Raw genomic sequence first — 16,436 nt, forward strand, 5'->3', positions numbered from 1 at the left:
CCCTAGACTCTGCAAAATTTCGTTGGCGGCGGGCATTATGACGCGCGGCCTGACAATCACCAATGATAGGGGTTATCAAATACGCTGACTGTAAACATTAGTCACTGCCTTAACCACAAAAAGGCCGGGACATCCTGCGGCAAAGTAGCAAAACCGGCAAATTTAGATCGAGCGGTACGTCACACTGTCGTTCTGAGAGAGCAGAATCCTGCCAGCCTGTTAAAATGCCCGCCCTTTTGAACAATGACTCCCTGAACTCTGTATGTCCCGACTCAATCCCCGGCAGCAAGAAGCCGTGAACTACGTCGGCGGCCCTCTATTGGTGCTCGCCGGCGCAGGCTCCGGCAAGACCAGCGTGATCACCCGCAAGATCGCGCACTTGATCCAGAACTGCGGCATCCGTGCCCAGTACATCGTCGCCATGACCTTTACCAACAAGGCGGCGCGGGAAATGAAAGAGCGTGTCGGCACCCTGCTCAAGGGTGGCGAAGGCCGTGGCCTCACCGTGTGTACCTTCCACAACCTGGGGCTGAACATCATCCGCAAGGAGCATGTGCGGCTGGGCTACAAGCCGGGCTTCTCGATCTTCGACGAGACCGACGTCAAAGCCCTGATGACCGACATCATGCAAAAGGAATACGCGGGCGACGACGGCGTCGACGAGATCAAGAACATGATCGGCTCGTGGAAAAACGACCTGATCCTGCCCGCCGAAGCCCTGGAAGCCGCGCGCAACCCCAAGGAACAGACCGCCGCCATCGTCTACACCCACTACCAGCGCACGCTCAAGGCGTTCAACGCGGTGGACTTCGACGACCTGATCCTGCTGCCGGTCAAACTCTTCCAGGAACACAAAGACATCCTCGAAAAGTGGCAGAACAAGGTGCGCTACCTGCTGGTGGACGAATACCAGGACACCAATGCCAGCCAATACCTGCTGGTGAAGCTGCTGATCGGCACGCGCAACCAGTTCACCGTGGTCGGCGACGATGACCAGTCGATCTACGCCTGGCGTGGCGCGCGCCCGGAAAACCTGATGCTGCTCAAGGACGATTACCCGTCACTGAAAGTGGTGATGCTGGAGCAGAACTACCGCTCCACCAGCCGCATCCTGCGCTGCGCCAACGTGCTGATCTCGAACAACCCCCACGAGTTTGAAAAACAGCTGTGGAGTGAGATGGGCCATGGCGACGAGATCCGCGTGATCCGCTGCCGCAATGAAGACGCCGAAGCCGAGCGCGTGGCCGTCGAACTGCTGACCTTGCACCTGCGCACCGACCGGCCCTACAGCGACTTCGCGATCCTGTACCGCGGCAACTACCAGGCCAAACTGATCGAGCTGAAGCTGCAGCACCACCAGATTCCGTATCGCCTGTCGGGCGGCAACAGCTTTTTCGGACGCCAGGAAGTGAAAGACCTGATGGCCTACTTCCGGCTGATCGTGAACCCGGACGACGACAACGCCTTCCTGCGGGTAATCAACGTCCCACGCCGGGAAATCGGTTCGACAACCCTGGAAAAGCTCGGCAACTACGCCACCGAACGCAAGATCTCGATGTACGCCGCCACCGACGAAATCGGCTTGGGCGAACACCTGGACACGCGCTTCACCGACCGCCTGGCGCGCTTCAAGCGCTTCATGGACAAGGTGCGCGAGCAATGCGCCGGTGAAGACCCGATCAGCGCCCTGCGCAGCATGGTCATGGACATCGACTACGAGAACTGGCTGCGCACCAACAGTTCCAGCGACAAGGCCGCGGACTACCGCATGGGCAACGTCTGGTTCCTGATCGAAGCGCTGAAGAACACCCTGGAAAAAGATGAAGACGGCGAAATGACCGTCGAAGACGCCATCGGCAAGCTGGTGCTGCGCGACATGCTCGAGCGCCAGCAGGAAGAAGAAGACGGCGCCGAAGGCGTGCAGATGATGACCTTGCATGCGTCCAAGGGCCTGGAATTTCCCTACGTGTTCATCATGGGCATGGAAGAGGAAATCCTCCCGCACCGCTCCAGCATCGAAGCCGACACCATCGAGGAAGAACGGCGCCTGGCCTACGTGGGCATTACCCGCGCGCGTCAGACCCTGGCCTTCACCTTTGCCGCCAAGCGCAAGCAGTACGGCGAGATCATCGATTGTGCCCCCAGCCGGTTCCTGGATGAACTGCCGCCGGACGACCTGGCCTGGGAAGGCAATGACGACACCCCGACCGAGGTGAAGGCCGTTCGCGGCAACACCGCCCTGGCGGATATACGCGCGATGTTAAAGCGCTAGAATCGACTACTTTTTAATCTACTTTCGGCGCACAACCCGCCATTAGAGGAAGCTTTCCGTGGAAGCACTGCACAAGAAAATTCGCGAAGAAGGCATCGTGCTTTCCGATCAGGTACTCAAGGTCGACGCCTTCCTGAACCACCAGATTGACCCCGCGCTGATGAAACTGATCGGCGACGAATTCGCCGCGCTGTTCAAGGATTCGGGCATCACCAAGATCGTCACCATCGAAGCTTCGGGCATCGCGCCGGCGATCATGACCGGCCTGAACCTCGGCGTACCAGTGATCTTCGCCCGCAAGCAGCAATCCCTGACCCTCACGGAAAACCTGCTGTCGGCCACGGTGTATTCGTTCACCAAGAAAACCGAAAGCACCGTGGCGATCTCCCCGCGCCACCTGACCAGCAGCGACCGCGTGCTGGTGATCGATGACTTCCTGGCCAATGGCAAAGCGTCCCAGGCGCTGATTTCGATCATCAAGCAGGCGGGCGCAACCGTTGCCGGCTTGGGCATTGTGATCGAGAAGTCATTCCAGGGTGGCCGTGCCGAGCTGGATGCGCAGGGTTACCGGGTTGAGTCGCTGGCGCGCGTGAAGTCGCTGGCGGGTGGTGTGGTTACGTTCATCGAGTGATTTGCACAACTGCAAATACCCGATTAATACAGATCAAAATGTGGGAGGGGGCTTGCCCCCTCCTACATTTGGTTTTGTGTGGGTTTTCAGTGCGCGGTGGCCTGTAGGCCGGCGAGCAACAGGCGCTGGTACAGATCTTCTTTCAGCCCCTCCGGCTGATCCAGGCGCATCCGCTTCAAATGCTCGGGAAACGCCTCCGGCTCCGGTGCGTCGAGTGCCGCCTTGCCCAACTCCAGAATCTCCGTCAGCTTGAATTTGCTCTTGAGCCAGTTCAACGCGCGCAACAAATCCCGCTCTTCATCGCTAAAGTCACTGCCCAACGGATACTCCGGGAACAGCCGACGATGGCGTGCCTGGATGCCCTTGAGCCGCTCCGGCGTGTTGTCGCTGAAACGCGGGTCCAGCTTGAAGTCCTTGGGCAACTTGCCGGCTTTTTGCGCCTGCTCGATCAAGTCGTGCTGGAACCTGGAGTCAGTGATGTTGAGCAAAGCCTCGATCACCTTGGCATCCGTCTGACCGCGCAAGTCGGCAATCCCGTATTCGGTAATGACGATATCCCGCAGGTGCCGCGGAATCGTGCAGTGGCCGTATTCCCAGACGATATTGGAACTGACCTCCCCCGCCGACTCGCGCCAGCTGCGCAGGATCAGGATCGAGCGCGCGCCTTCCAGCGCATGCCCCTGGGCCACGAAGTTGTACTGCCCGCCGACGCCGCTGAGCACGCCGCCGCCTTCCAACTGGTCGGCGACACCGGCGCCGAGCAACGTCACCATGATCGCGCTGTTGATAAACCGCGCATCCAGGCGCTGCAAACGTTTGAGTTCCTCCTGGCCATACAGCTCGTTGATATAGCTGATGCGGGTCATGTTGAATTCGAGGCGTTTGGCGTGAGTCATCTCCTGCAGGCGCTGGTAAAAACTGCGCGGCCCGAGAAAGAAACCGCCGTGGATCGAAACGCCATCGGGCTGCGCTGCGTCGTCCAGGGTGCCGGCGTTGGCCTGCTCCTGGGTCGCCACATCCGGGTAGACCTTGCGGCGGATAATCCCGGCGTCCGCCAGTACCAGCAAGCCGTTAACGAACATTTCGCTGCAGCCGTAGAGGCCACGCGCGAAGGGATCGACCCCGCCTTCATGGCTGATCAACGGCGCCCACTGGTACACATCCAGATCCGTCAGCAGCAAGCGATACGACTCGTTATCGGCCTGGCGCGCCAACAGTGCGGCGGTCAGCGCATCACCCATCGAGCCGATGCCGATCTGCAAAGTACCGCCATCGCGTACCAGGGTGCTGGCGTGCAAACCGATAAAGTGGTCCTGGAAACCCACCGGCATGTTCGGCGTGGAGAACAACGTGGTGTTGTCCTTTGCGTCGAGCAGGTAGTCGAATTCATCCATGCCCAGCTCGGCATCGCCGGGCATGTAGGGCAAATCGCTGTGCACCTGGCCGACCACCAGGATGGTTTCCCCGGCGGCGCGGCGTTTGGCGATCATCGGCAGCAGGTCGAGGGTGATATCCGGGTTGCAGCTCAAGCTCAGGCGATCCGGGTGTTCCGCGCTGCTGGCCACCAGTTGCGCAACCAGGTTGAGGCCGGCGGCGTTGATATCGCGGGCGGCATGGCTGTAGTTGCTGCTGACGTAATCCTGCTGGGCCTGGGCGCTGTGCAGCAGGCTGCCGGGCTGCATGAAGAATTGCTGCACATGGATATTTTTTGGCAGGCTGTCCTTGTGCAGGTCGGCGAGGAAATCCAGCTCGGGATAGTCGCCAAACACGCGCTCGATAAAGGGTTCGAGAAAGCGTTTCTGCAGCCCATCACCCAATGGGGGCCGGCCCAGGCTCAGCGCGGTGTAGATCGTCAGCGACCGCTCCGGCAACTTGGCGATCCGCCGGTACAGCGCGTTGGCAAACAGGTTCGGCTTGCCCAGGCCCAGGGGCATGCCCATGTGGATATGCGCCGGCAACCGCGCCAGTACGTCGTCAACTGCTTGCTCGATTGAACACAACTGCACCATCCGACCCTCCTGAACATTCCATGATTAGGGGTTGGACCGAGCTTGCCGGGTCTTTGCTGCATTGAATAGCAGTGAAGCCAAATCGCAGGCACAAAAAAGCCGCTCGTAAGCGGCATTTTTGGCGAAGGTCGGCGAGTTACAGGCCAGACATCTTCTTGATCGCACCTTTCAGGTCGTCATCCGAGCAATCCGCACAAGTGCCTTTTGGCGGCATGGCGTTGATACCGGTGATGGCCTTGGCCAAGATGCCGTCGAGGCCGCCCTGGTGGTCGGCACGCTCTTTCCAGGCGGCCGTGTCACCGATTTTCGGCGCGCCCAGCAAGCCAGAACCGTGGCACGCGTTGCAGTGCTTGGCGATGATTTCGTCCGGCGTCTTCGCCCCGCCACCGCCGCCCGCGGTCACCGCAACGTCCATCCCTTTGCATTCCTGGCCCTGGACGCAGACTTGGCCGACAGGCTCCAGGCGCTTGGCAATATCATCGTTGGTCGCAGCTTGAGCGCTGACAGCCCATAGGGCCAGTACGGTTGCTGGTGCAGCCAGCATTTTCATAATTAGGTTCACGCGTTCACCCTCAATGGTGGCTATTCACGCCTGCGGCCACGGTTTCGCAGGCGGCGAAAGTATAACGGTTAGCCCGGCCGGCCGAAACAACCCTATTAAATAAAGGGAGATTAGGCCTCACGGTTACTGCTGCGGGTGTCTCTGCAACGCTGGCAGGACGCCTCTTCTGTTAAAAGTTAGCGGGTGTGGCTGCGCTGATTAGTCGCGCCGGCACGTCGAACGGGTTGCGAAAACGATGCGGCTTGGTGCTTTCAAAGTAGTAGCTATCGCCGGCTTCGAGCACAAAAGTTTCAAGCCCGACCACTAATTCCAAGCGGCCTTCCACCACAATCCCGGTTTCCTCGCCTTCATGGGTGAGCATTTCGTCACCCGTGTCGGCGCCCGGTGGGTAGATCTCATTGAGAAACGCAATCGCCCGGCTGGGGTGCGCGCGGCCTACGAGTTTCATGGTGACGGCGCCGTCAGAGATGTCGATCAGCTCATTGGCTTTATAGACGATCTGCGTCGGTATTTCCTGGAGGATCTCCTCGGAAAAGAACTCGACCATCGACATGGGGATGCCGCCCAGCACCTTGCGCAAGGAGCTGATCGAGGGGCTGACGCTGTTTTTTTCGATCATCGAAATGGTGCTGTTGGTGACACCCGCGCGCTTGGCGAGCTCGCGCTGGGAAAGACCCTTCAGTTTACGGATGGATTGCAGTCGTTCGCCGACGTCCAATGCAGGAGCCTCCTAGGATTCAGGCTTTGTTGTAATTGAGCGTTATCATGGCGACAGCGTTCAGTATTTACAACACTTGGGCCTAAATCCCGGGCAGTGACGTTCGTGCCTGGGCCTCAAGCCCCGGAATAGAGCCTCGGCACGCGGCGCAGGTTGCAAAAGATCTGGTAGGGAATGGTTTCAGCGGCGGTCGCAATGTCACTCGCCAGAATGTTTTTGCCCCACAGCTCCACTGTGGAACCGAGGCCGGCTTGCGGCACATCCGTGAGGTCGATGCACAGCATGTCCATCGACACCCGCCCCAGCAACTGGCTGCGTTGCCCGGCCACCCATACCGGCGTGCCGGTCGGCGCATGGCGCGGGTAGCCGTCGGCATAGCCCATGGCGACCACGCCGATGCGCATCGGCTTGGGGGTGATGAACTTGGCGCCATACCCTACCGGTTCGCCGGCCGGCAGTTCACGTACGCAGATGACTTTCGATTCGAGGGTCATCACCGGCTGCAGACGCGCGGCGATGGCCTGGTCTTCACCAAACGGCGTGGCGCCGTAGAGCATGATGCCGGGGCGCACCCAGTCGCTGGACACATTTGGCCAGCCCATCACCGACGGCGAATTGCGCAGGCTGACCTCGGCCGACAAGCCCTGGCGCGCCGCATCAAACACCGCCACTTGTTCATTGCTGCGCACGCAATCGAGTTCGTCGGCGCGGGCGAAGTGGCTCATCAACACGATCTTGGCGACTTTGCCGCTGGCCAACAGGCGCTGGTACGCCTCGTGGTAATCCTTGGGATGCAGGCCCACGCGGTGCATGCCCGAATCGAGCTTGAGCCAGATCGTCAGCGGTGTGCTCAGGCTGGCCTGCTCGATGGCTTCCAGTTGCCACAGCGAATGCACCACGCACCAGAAATCATGCTCGATGATCAGCGCCAGCTCGTCGGCTTCGAAGAACCCTTCCAGCAGCAACACCGGCGCGCGGATGCCGGCGGCGCGCAGCTCCAATGCTTCCTCGATGCACGCCACGGCAAACCCGTCGGCCTCAGCCTCCAGCGCCTGGGCCACGCGCACGGCGCCATGCCCATAGGCATCGGCCTTGATCACGGCGAGGGCCTTGGCCCCCGTGACGTCACGGGCCAGTTGGTAATTGTGGCGCAGGGCTTGGAGGTCGATCAGGGCACGGGCAGGACGCATGGCGGCAGGCTTCTAGGCGGCAGAGTGAAGAAAAAACCGGCACCGACCGACAGCGTCGGCACCGGCAGAGGGAGCGATGTTTAAGGCAGCGCGGCCACGACGGACAGCTCTACCAGGATTTCCGGTTCGCACAGCTTGGCTTCAACCGTGGCGCGGGCCGGAGCGACGCCTTTAGGCAACCACTTGTCCCACACCGCGTTCATGCCGGCGAAATCGGCGTCGATGTCTTTCAGGTAGATCGTCACCGACAGCAGCCTGGTTTTGTCGGTGCCGGCCAGGTCGAGCAAACGCTCGATAGTGGCAAGGGTCTCACGGGTCTGCTGCTCAATGCCGGCGTTCAGGTCGTCGCCGACTTGCCCGGCCAGATACACAGTACCGCTGTGGACAACGATCTGGCTCATGCGCTCATTGGTGAGCTGGCGCTGGATTGACATGGTGTGCGGACTCCTGGTGGTTGCCGTAGCGGTAAATATCGAGGCCTTCGGCGCTGATCTGCGGGGTTTTGCGGGCCATCAGGTCAGCCAGCAAACGGCCCGAGCCGCACGCCATGGTCCAGCCGAGCGTGCCGTGGCCGGTATTCAGGAACAGGTTCTTGAACGGCGTGGCACCGACAATCGGCGTGCCGTCGGGTGTGGTCGGGCGCAGGCCGGTCCAGAAACTGGCTTCGGCCAAATCGCCGCCCTGAGGATAAAGGTCGTTGACGATCATCTCCAGGGTTTCACGCCGACGCGGGTTCAACGACAGGTCAAAACCGGCTATTTCAGCCATGCCGCCGACGCGGATGCGGTTGTCGAAACGGGTGATCGCGACTTTGTAGGTCTCGTCCAGGATGGTCGAAGTCGGGGCCATCGCCGGGTTGGTGATCGGCACGGTCAACGAGTACCCCTTGAGCGGGTAAACCGGCGCCTTGATCCCCAGCGGCTTGAGCAGCTTCGGCGAGTAGCTGCCGAGGGCCAGCACATAGCGATCGGCGGTTTCCAGCTTGCCGTCGATCCACACGCCATTGATACGGTCGCCGGCGTAGTCGAGGCGCTGGATGTCCTGTTCGAAACGGAACTCCACACCGAGCTGCTTGCACATGTCGGCCAGGCGCGTGGTGAACATCTGGCAGTCGCCAGTCTGGTCATTCGGCAGACGCAGGGCACCGGCGAGGATATCGGTGACGCTGGCCAGGGCCGGCTCGACGCGGGCGATGCCGGCGCGGTCGAGCAGCTCGAACGGCACGCCGGATTCTTTCAGCACGGCGATGTCTTTGGCGGCGCCATCCAGTTGGGCCTGGGTGCGGAACAGTTGGGTAGTACCGAGGCTGCGGCCTTCGTAGGCAATGCCGGTCTCGGCGCGCAGTTCATCCAGGCAATCGCGGCTGTACTCGGACAGACGCACCATGCGCTCCTTGTTCACCGCGTAACGGCTGGCGGTGCAGTTGCGCAGCATCTGCGCCATCCACAGGTATTGGTCGATATCGGCGGTGGCCTTGATTGCCAGCGGCGCGTGGCGCTGCAGCAGCCATTTGATGGCCTTGAGCGGCACGCCCGGCGCAGCCCATGGCGACGCGTAGCCTGGGGACACTTGGCCGGCGTTGGCGAAACTGGTTTCCATGGCAGCAGCTGGCTGGCGGTCGACCACCACCACTTCAAAGCCGGCCCGCGCCAAATAGTAGGCACTGGTGACCCCAATGACACCGCTACCCAAGACCAGAACGCGCATTTTTATATCCTCATCACGGGCTTAGCCGCTGACGTGTGTTTATTCGAGCAATGATGGACGCAGTATAAAAAGCAATCGCCAGTGCATTTCACTATATAAATGCCTATATTTGGCGACAATTCTCGGCAAAAACTCTTTTTACAGAGGCGTATCCCCTATGCGTACCAACACCCAGACCAAGCGGGAGCTGGACAAGATCGACCGCAATATCCTGCGCATCCTGCAAGCCGACGGGCGTATTTCGTTCACGGAGCTGGGGGAGAAGGTCGGGTTGTCGACCACGCCATGTACTGAACGGGTCCGCCGACTGGAGCGCGAGGGGATCATCATGGGCTATAACGCGCGGCTCAATCCGCAGCATTTGAAGGGAAGTTTGCTGGTATTTGTCGAGATCAGCCTGGATTACAAGTCCGGCGACACCTTTGAAGAGTTCCGCCGCGCGGTGCTGAAACTGCCCCATGTGCTGGAGTGCCACTTGGTGTCAGGGGATTTCGACTACCTGGTGAAAGCGCGGATCTCCGAGATGGCCTCGTACCGCAAGTTGCTCGGCGACATCCTGCTCAAGTTGCCCCATGTGCGCGAATCCAAGAGCTATATCGTGATGGAAGAGGTGAAGGAGAGCCTGAACCTGCCGATCCCGGACTGACTGACAAACTCGGCCCAATGTGGGAGGGGGCTTGCTCCCGAATGCGGTGGATCAGTGAAAAAATTCGCTAGTTGACACACCGCATTCGCGAGCAAGCCCGCTCCCACATTTAGATCAAGTACCTTCGCTAGACCAGTACCTGCCGGGTGCTCGCCATGTACTCGTGAATCTGCTTTTCCACTCTGGGGTGAATCAACTCCACCGGCCCCCGCCCGTTGGGGCACGGCAAGGTCCTGGTGGTGCCGAACAGCCTGCAAATCAACGGGCGCTCGTCATACACGGTGCAACCGTTGGGGCCCAGGTGCACGCAATTCAGCTCATCCATCGCCGCGTCCTGCTCGGCAGCCGTCTTACGCGGCAGGCGGGACATTTCCTCGGGCGAAGTGGTCACCGGCCCACAGCAGTCGTGGCAACCCGGGACGCACTCGAACGAAGGAATCTGCCGGCGCAGCGCGCTGATTTTCTGACTGTTGCAACTCATCGAAACCCAAACCTAACGGCGAATAGGCGTGGATTCTGACGCAAAACGCCCTGCGCAGACAGCGTCGTCCGACCGCTGTATCCTGCGTCAAATTTTCCACACAGGGATGCTCCCCATGACTGCCAGCGCCCGGCACGCAGATTCCTACTATGCCGCCAGTAGCCTGCCGCACCTTGATCACCCGACGCTGCAAGGTGAAATCGTTGCCGACGTGTGCGTGGTCGGCGGTGGTTATTCCGGGCTCAACACCGCTCTGGAGCTGGCTGAACGCGGTTTCAGCGTGGTGTTGCTGGAAGCCCGCAAGATCGGCTGGGGTGCCAGCGGGCGCAACGGCGGTCAGCTGATTCGTGGGGTTGGCCATGGCCTGGAGCAGTTCGCCAATGTGATCGGCACCGACGGTGTGCGCCAGATGAAGCTGATGGGCCTGGAAGCCGTGGAAATCGTGCGTGAGCGCGTCGAGCGCTACCAGATCCCCTGCGACCTGACCTGGGGCTACTGCGACCTCGCCAACAAACCCCGCGACCTGCAAGGCCTGGCCGAAGATGCCGAAGCACTGCGCAGCCTGGGCTATCGCCACGAAGTGCGTCTGCTGCAAGCCAGCGAAATGGGCAGCGTGATCGGCTCCGATCGTTACGTAGGCGGCATGATCGACATGGGCTCGGGCCATCTGCACCCGCTGAACCTGGCCCTCGGCGAGGCGGCGGCGGCGCAGCAGTTGGGGGTGAAGCTGTTCGAGCAGTCCGAAGTGACGCACATCGACTACGGCCCCGAAGTCCAGGTGCATACCGCCCAGGGCAAGGTGCGCGCCAAGACCCTGGTGTTGGCCTGCAACGCCTATCTGAACGACCTCAATCCACACCTGAGCGGCAAAGTGCTGCCCGCCGGCAGCTACATCATCGCCACCGAGCCCTTGAGCCAAGCACAGGCCGCCAACCTGCTGCCGCAGAACATGGCGGTGTGTGATCAGCGCGTGACCGTGGACTATTTCCGCCTCTCGGCTGACCGCCGCCTGCTGTTCGGTGGTGCCTGCCACTATTCAGGCCGCGACCCCAAGGACATCGGCGCCTACATGCGCCCGAAGATGCTCAAGGTGTTCCCACAACTGGCCGACGTGAAGATCGATTACCAATGGGGCGGCATGATCGGCATCGGTGCCAACCGCCTGCCGCAGATCGGCCGGTTGCCCGACCAACCTAACGTGTATTACGCCCAGGCCTACGCGGGCCATGGCCTCAACGCCACGCACCTGGCGGGCAAGCTGCTCGCCGAGGCGATCAGTGGCCAGCAGCAGGGACGTTTCGATCTGTTTGCCCAGGTGCCGCACCTCACCTTCCCCGGCGGCAAGCACCTGCGCTCGCCGCTGCTGGCGTTGGGGATGCTCTGGCACCGCCTCAAAGAGCTGCTCTGATCAATCGCGCCAGAACGGTTTCAAACCTTCCTGGCGCGCCTGCTCCTGGGTCAATCCGACATCGCGCAATTGCTCGCGGGTCAAGTACAGCAAGGCCTTGCGCGTGTGGCGACGGTGCCAGAACAGGCTCCAGCGGCTGATATCGCGCGGCGCCGTCGCCCGCTCCTGCCCTGCCTGCAATTCCTGGCCGTGTAACATCAGCCGCACATCGCTCATGCCGTTCATTTTCCTGCCCCTCATTTGCTTGTTGCCATGAGTGACAAGAATGAACGCGCGGGCAAAACCATTACAGATTCAACCTATCTTTATTAAATCCATACAGACGCTGCCTATGCGCGGCTGAATCCTGTATTTTCCCTCTATCTGTACTGGTCTCCCGGGAGCGACCGCCATGACGCTTTACGTCAACCTCGCCGAATTATTGGGCACGCGCATCGAACAGGGCTTCTACCGCCCCGGCGACCGCTTGCCCTCCGTGCGCGCCTTGAGCGTGGAACATGGGGTCAGCCTGAGTACCGTGCAACAGGCTTATCGTTTGCTGGAAGACAACGGCCTGGCGATGCCGAAGCCTAAATCCGGGTACTTTGTGCCGGTGGGCCGTGAGTTGCCGGCCCTGCCCGAGATTGGACGCCCGGCCCAGCGCCCGGTGGAAATTTCCCAGTGGGACCAGGTACTCGAGCTCATTCGCGCCGTGCCGCGCAAAGATGTCATACAGATGGGCCGTGGCATGCCGGATGTATTGTCGCCGACCATGAAGCCGCTGCTGCGCAGCCTCGCCCGCGTCAGTCGGCGCCAGGACCTGCCCGGCCTGTATTACGACAACATCCTTGGCTGTATGGAGTTGCGTGAGCAAATCGCACGGCTGTCATTGGATTCCGGCTGCCAGCTGACCGCCGAAGACGTGGTGATCACCACCGGTTGCCATGAAGCGCTGTCCGCCAGCATCCATGCGATTTGCGAACCGGGGGACATCGTCGCGGTGGACTCGCCGAGCTTCCATGGTGCCATGCAGACCCTCAAGGGCCTGGGCATGAAAGCCCTGGAAATCCCCACCGACCCGCTCACCGGCATCAGCCTGGAAGCCCTGGAACTGGCGCTGGAGCAGTGGCCGATCAAGGTCATTCAGCTGACCCCCAACTGCAATAACCCGTTGGGCTACATCATGCCCGAGGCACGCAAAAAGGCGCTGCTGACCCTGGCCCAACGCTTTGACGTGGCAATCATCGAAGACGATGTGTACGGCGAACTGGCCTACAGCTACCCGCGCCCACGCACAATCAAATCCTTCGACGAAGACGGCCGCGTGCTGCTGTGCAGCTCGTTCTCGAAAACCCTGGCCCCAGGCCTGCGGATTGGCTGGGTCGCGCCGGGGCGGTACCTGGAGCGGGTGCTGCACATGAAGTACATCAGCACCGGCTCGACCGCCACCCAACCGCAGATCGCGATTGCCGAATTCCTCAAGGGCGGCCATTTCGAGCCGCATTTGCGGCGGATGCGCACCCAATACCAACGCAATCGCGACTTGATGCTCGACTGGGTCAGCCGCTATTTCCCGGCCGGCACCCGCGCCAGCCGGCCGCAAGGCAGCTTCATGCTGTGGGTCGAGCTGCCGGAGGGTTTCGACACGCTCAAGCTCAACCGGGTGTTGGTGGAACAAGGCGTACAGATTGCCGTAGGCAGCATCTTTTCTGCATCGGGCAAATACCGCAATTGCCTGCGCATGAACTACGCTGCCAAGCCAACCGCGCAGATTGAAGAAGCGGTGAGCAAAGTCGGCGCAGCCGCGATCAAAATGCTCGCCGAATCTGCCGACTGACCTTTCGCGTAAATTCGCCGTCATATGCCCACACCCGCCCTGACCAGGATGCAGCGCCCTTGATGATTCGACGGCTTTTACCGTTTTTCCTGTTGGGCACCCTGGCGCTGGGCGGCTGCGCCACGGTGACTACACCGCGCATCCCCAGTGACGCCCTGCCCGCCGCACAATCCTCATTCGGCCGCTCGATCCAGGCCCAGGCCGCGCCGTATCAAGGCCGCTCCGGCTTCCGCCTGCTGCCTAACAGCAGCGAAGCCTTCATGGCGCGCGCCGAGCTGATCCGCAACGCCCAGACCAGCCTCGATCTGCAGTACTACATCGTGCACGACGGCATCAGCACTCGCATGCTCGTGGACGAACTGCTCAAGGCCGCCGACCGCGGCGTGCGCGTGCGCATCCTGCTGGACGACACCACCAGCGACGGCCTCGACCAGATCATCGCCACCCTCGCCGCCCACCCAAAAATTGAAATTCGCCTGTTCAACCCGCTGCACCTGGGGCGCAGCACCGGCGTTACGCGGGCCATGGGCCGGCTGTTCAACCTGTCGCTGCAACACCGGCGCATGCACAACAAGCTGTGGCTGGCGGATAACAGCGTGGCCATCGTCGGCGGGCGCAACCTGGGCGATGAGTATTTCGATGCCGAGCCCAACCTGAACTTCACCGATATCGACATGCTCAGCGTCGGCCCGGTGGCTGAGCAGCTCGGGCACAGTTTTGATCAGTACTGGAACAGCGCACTGAGCAAACCGATTGACGACTTCGTCTCCAATACGCCCTCCAAAGGCGACCTGGCTGCCGCGCGCGTATGCCTCGAAGCATCGCTGGCCGAATCGCGCCAGCAGAACCACGCGCTGTACAACCGCTTGCGTACCTACCAGACCCAGCCACGCATGGACATTTGGCGCCGCGAGCTGATCTGGGCCTGGAACCAGGCGCTGTGGGACGCGCCGAGCAAGGTGCTGGCCAAGGCCGACCCAGACCCGCACCTGCTGCTCACCACGCAACTGGCGCCGGAGCTGGAAGGCGTCAACCATGAACTGATGATGATCTCGGCGTACTTTGTACCGGGTCAGCCTGGGCTGGTGTACCTGACCGGCCGCGCCGACGCCGGCGTGTCGGTGAGCCTGCTGACCAACTCCCTGGAAGCCACCGACGTACCGGCGGTGCACGGCGGCTACGCGCCCTATCGCAAGGCGCTGCTGGAGCACGGGGTGAAACTCTATGAATTGCGCCGCCAGCCGGGCGACCCGAGCGCAGGCAGCGGGCCGCACCTGTTTCGGCGCGGCAGCTTCCGCGGCTCGGACTCCAGCCTGCACAGCAAGGCGATGATCTTTGACCGGACCAAGTCGTTTATCGGCTCATTCAACTTCGACCCGCGTTCGGTGCTATGGAACACCGAAGTCGGCGTGCTGGTCGACAGCCCTGAACTGGCGGAACACGTGCGCAACCTGGCGCTGCAAGGCATGGCGCCAGCCTTGAGCTATGAAGCGAAAATGCAGGACGGCCAGGTGGTGTGGGTGACCGAGGATAACGGCCACCTGCACACCCTGACCCGCGAGCCGGGCAGCTGGTGGCGGCGGTTCAATGCCTGGTTTGCCACCTCAGTCGGCCTGGAACGCATGCTGTAAGCACACAGAAGATCCCTGTGGGAGCCGGGCTTGCCCGCGATGGCGGTGTGTCAGGTAATGTGTTGGCAGCTGACACACCGCTATCGCAGGAAAGCCAGCTCCCACAGTTGTTTGCATTCCAATTCAGGCAGGCTGTGCAGCGCCGAATGCCCCCTGGCGCAGCAACAGCGCCACCAGGCCCAGGGCGCCGGCTGCCATCAGCATCGGCAGAGCATGCCCGCTGATCCATTGGCTGCCCGCGCCGGCCACCAGCGGGCCGATCAGGCAACCGATGCCCCACAGCTGCGCAATGTGCGCATTGGCGCGCACCAGCGCATCGTCGCGGTAGCGCTCGCCGATCAGGATCAGCGACAACGTAAACAAGCCACCGGCGCTGGCGCCAAACAGCACCCACACCGGCCAGATCAGCGGCGTGTGCAGCAACGGCGGAATCGCCAGGCTCGAGGCCAGTAGCAGCACCGCACAGCTCAGGAACAGCGTGCGCCTTGGCAGGTAGTCGGCCAACGCGCCGATCGGCAATTGCAGCAATGCATCACCCACCACCACCGTGCTGACCATCGCCAGGGCGATTTCGGCAGTGAACCCCTGTTGCAGGCAATACACCGGCAGCAGCGTCAGAATCATCGCTTCGAACGCGGCGAACAGCGCCACCGCCCACGCAATCGCCGGCAAGCTCCGGCAGAAACGCCACAGGTCGCTGAAGGTCACGCTGAACGACTCGGCCGTCGGCGCGCCGGAACGGCCCAGCAACAGCAGCGGCGCGACCATCAAAAGACCTACGCCCACCCAGAATCCGTAGTCGTGACCAGTGCCGATCAGGCCCAGCAGCAACGGCCCCGAGAGTTGGCTCAGGGCATAGCTGCAGCCATACAACGCCACCAGCCGGCCACGCCATTGCTCCACCACGAGTTGGTTGATCCAGCTTTCGCCGAGGATAAACACGATGGTCAGGATCACTCCGATCATCAGGCGCAGCACCAGCCACACCGGGTAGCTGGGCAAGATCGCCAGCAAGCCGATGGACACCGCACCGGCCCACAGGCACAGGCGCATCAGGTTGGCGGTGCCGAGCCAGGAGGCCAAGCGGCTGGACACCTTCGCCCCCAGCAGTACGCCGAAGGCCGGCATCGCTGCCATCACGCCAATCGCGAAACTGCCATAGCCCCAGCTTTCCAGGCGCAGGGACACCAGCGGCATGCTGACGCCCAGCGCCAGGCCGACGCTGAGTACCGAGGCCAGGACGGCGAAATAAGTCGCCCAACGCATGTCCACGCTCCTGTGGATAACTTTGAACACACAAAACAGTGTGGGAGGGGGCTTGCCCCCGATTGCGGTGGATCAGTGAGCACTGTTAGCGCCTGACAC

Annotated in this window: 15 protein-coding genes; 6 read left to right on the plus strand and 9 right to left on the minus strand. The window is 61.6% G+C overall.

Annotation, left to right across the window (positions count from 1 at the left end):
* The first annotated feature begins 262 nt into the window (after window positions 1-262).
* On the plus strand, window positions 263-2,272 hold the full coding sequence (gene rep, locus WBR57_RS00860) for a DNA helicase Rep (RefSeq protein ID WP_424081246.1): 2,010 nt from the start codon (window positions 263-265) through the stop codon (window positions 2,270-2,272).
* 58 nt (window positions 2,273-2,330) lie between these two features.
* Entirely contained in the window at window positions 2,331-2,903 is a 573-nt protein-coding gene (locus tag WBR57_RS00865; RefSeq protein ID WP_003195447.1) for a xanthine phosphoribosyltransferase, read from the plus strand.
* A gap of 86 nt (window positions 2,904-2,989) precedes the next feature.
* Here WBR57_RS00865 and WBR57_RS00870 read toward each other — a convergent pair whose 3' ends face one another.
* The 6 genes from WBR57_RS00870 to dadA all read right to left on the minus strand — a co-directional run bounded on the left by WBR57_RS00870 (window position 2,990) and on the right by dadA (window position 9,089).
* On the minus strand, window positions 2,990-4,912 hold the full coding sequence (locus tag WBR57_RS00870) for an acetyl-CoA hydrolase/transferase C-terminal domain-containing protein (RefSeq protein WP_424081249.1): 1,923 nt from the start codon (window positions 4,910-4,912) through the stop codon (window positions 2,990-2,992).
* A gap of 136 nt (window positions 4,913-5,048) precedes the next feature.
* Entirely contained in the window at window positions 5,049-5,462 is a 414-nt protein-coding gene (locus tag WBR57_RS00875; RefSeq protein WP_424081272.1) for a c-type cytochrome, read from the minus strand.
* Between the two features lie 181 nt (window positions 5,463-5,643).
* Window positions 5,644-6,192 carry a cupin domain-containing protein gene (locus WBR57_RS00880; RefSeq protein WP_424081251.1) on the minus strand — a complete coding sequence of 183 codons (549 nt, stop codon included), beginning with the start codon at window positions 6,190-6,192 and terminating at the stop codon, window positions 5,644-5,646.
* 116 nt (window positions 6,193-6,308) lie between these two features.
* Window positions 6,309-7,382, minus strand: coding sequence for an alanine racemase (gene alr, locus WBR57_RS00885; RefSeq protein ID WP_424081252.1), 1,074 nt, complete (start codon window positions 7,380-7,382; stop codon window positions 6,309-6,311).
* Between the two features lie 80 nt (window positions 7,383-7,462).
* Complete coding sequence (locus tag WBR57_RS00890; RefSeq protein WP_424081254.1) at window positions 7,463-7,816, minus strand: RidA family protein; 354 nt, start codon at window positions 7,814-7,816, stop codon at window positions 7,463-7,465.
* Entirely contained in the window at window positions 7,788-9,089 is a 1,302-nt protein-coding gene (gene dadA, locus WBR57_RS00895; protein ID WP_424081257.1) for a D-amino acid dehydrogenase, read from the minus strand. The genes WBR57_RS00890 and dadA overlap by 29 nt, the downstream gene beginning before the upstream one ends.
* Before the next feature lie 157 nt (window positions 9,090-9,246).
* Here dadA and WBR57_RS00900 point away from each other — a divergent pair, with 157 nt between their 5' ends.
* The gene (locus WBR57_RS00900; RefSeq protein ID WP_003206849.1) at window positions 9,247-9,735 is read left to right on the plus strand and encodes an Lrp/AsnC ligand binding domain-containing protein; all 489 of its coding nucleotides are present in this window, start codon (window positions 9,247-9,249) and stop codon (window positions 9,733-9,735) included.
* A gap of 127 nt (window positions 9,736-9,862) precedes the next feature.
* Here the strand turns inward: WBR57_RS00900 and WBR57_RS00905 are convergent, their stop codons facing one another.
* A complete protein-coding gene (locus tag WBR57_RS00905; protein ID WP_424081259.1) occupies window positions 9,863-10,216 on the minus strand; it encodes a YkgJ family cysteine cluster protein in 354 nt (117 codons plus the stop codon).
* A 115-nt stretch (window positions 10,217-10,331) separates the two neighbouring features.
* Between WBR57_RS00905 and WBR57_RS00910 the strand changes: the two genes are divergently transcribed.
* The gene (locus tag WBR57_RS00910) at window positions 10,332-11,624 is read left to right on the plus strand and encodes an NAD(P)/FAD-dependent oxidoreductase (RefSeq protein WP_424081261.1); all 1,293 of its coding nucleotides are present in this window, start codon (window positions 10,332-10,334) and stop codon (window positions 11,622-11,624) included.
* Here the strand turns inward: WBR57_RS00910 and WBR57_RS00915 are convergent, their stop codons facing one another.
* On the minus strand, window positions 11,625-11,849 hold the full coding sequence (locus tag WBR57_RS00915) for a DUF1127 domain-containing protein (RefSeq protein ID WP_424081263.1): 225 nt from the start codon (window positions 11,847-11,849) through the stop codon (window positions 11,625-11,627).
* Window positions 11,850-12,015: 166 nt separating this feature from the next.
* Between WBR57_RS00915 and WBR57_RS00920 the strand changes: the two genes are divergently transcribed.
* On the plus strand, window positions 12,016-13,440 hold the full coding sequence (locus WBR57_RS00920; protein ID WP_424081266.1) for a PLP-dependent aminotransferase family protein: 1,425 nt from the start codon (window positions 12,016-12,018) through the stop codon (window positions 13,438-13,440).
* A 62-nt stretch (window positions 13,441-13,502) separates the two neighbouring features.
* Window positions 13,503-15,071: a phospholipase D family protein gene (locus WBR57_RS00925; protein WP_424081268.1), complete on the plus strand. Its 1,569-nt coding sequence runs from the start codon at window positions 13,503-13,505 to the stop codon at window positions 15,069-15,071.
* A gap of 123 nt (window positions 15,072-15,194) precedes the next feature.
* Here WBR57_RS00925 and WBR57_RS00930 read toward each other — a convergent pair whose 3' ends face one another.
* Window positions 15,195-16,337 (minus strand): MFS transporter, encoded by a 1,143-nt coding sequence (locus tag WBR57_RS00930; RefSeq protein ID WP_424081270.1) that lies wholly within the window; start codon window positions 16,335-16,337, stop codon window positions 15,195-15,197.
* Window positions 16,338-16,436 lie beyond the last annotated feature (99 nt).

It is taken from the genome of Pseudomonas sp. (genome assembly GCF_049590575.1).
Classification (GTDB): Bacteria; Pseudomonadota; Gammaproteobacteria; order Pseudomonadales; family Pseudomonadaceae; genus Aquipseudomonas.

Excerpts from the sequence above, each read along its gene's own strand:
- WBR57_RS00910 (WP_424081261.1), top strand. The coding sequence starts at position 10,332 with ATGACTGCCAGCGCCCGGCACGCAGATTCCTACTATGCCGCCAGTAGC.
- WBR57_RS00900 (WP_003206849.1), top strand. The coding sequence starts at position 9,247 with ATGCGTACCAACACCCAGACCAAGCGGGAGCTGGACAAGATCGACCGC.
- WBR57_RS00870 (WP_424081249.1), bottom strand. The coding sequence starts at position 4,912 with ATGGTGCAGTTGTGTTCAATCGAGCAAGCAGTTGACGACGTACTGGCG.
- dadA (WP_424081257.1), bottom strand. The coding sequence starts at position 9,089 with ATGCGCGTTCTGGTCTTGGGTAGCGGTGTCATTGGGGTCACCAGTGCC.
- WBR57_RS00915 (WP_424081263.1), bottom strand. The coding sequence starts at position 11,849 with ATGAACGGCATGAGCGATGTGCGGCTGATGTTACACGGCCAGGAATTG.
- WBR57_RS00875 (WP_424081272.1), bottom strand. The coding sequence starts at position 5,462 with ATGAAAATGCTGGCTGCACCAGCAACCGTACTGGCCCTATGGGCTGTC.
- WBR57_RS00920 (WP_424081266.1), top strand. The coding sequence starts at position 12,016 with ATGACGCTTTACGTCAACCTCGCCGAATTATTGGGCACGCGCATCGAA.
- WBR57_RS00905 (WP_424081259.1), bottom strand. The coding sequence starts at position 10,216 with ATGAGTTGCAACAGTCAGAAAATCAGCGCGCTGCGCCGGCAGATTCCT.
- WBR57_RS00890 (WP_424081254.1), bottom strand. The coding sequence starts at position 7,816 with ATGTCAATCCAGCGCCAGCTCACCAATGAGCGCATGAGCCAGATCGTT.
- alr (WP_424081252.1), bottom strand. The coding sequence starts at position 7,382 with ATGCGTCCTGCCCGTGCCCTGATCGACCTCCAAGCCCTGCGCCACAAT.
- WBR57_RS00930 (WP_424081270.1), bottom strand. The coding sequence starts at position 16,337 with ATGCGTTGGGCGACTTATTTCGCCGTCCTGGCCTCGGTACTCAGCGTC.
- rep (WP_424081246.1), top strand. The coding sequence starts at position 263 with ATGTCCCGACTCAATCCCCGGCAGCAAGAAGCCGTGAACTACGTCGGC.
- WBR57_RS00925 (WP_424081268.1), top strand. The coding sequence starts at position 13,503 with ATGATTCGACGGCTTTTACCGTTTTTCCTGTTGGGCACCCTGGCGCTG.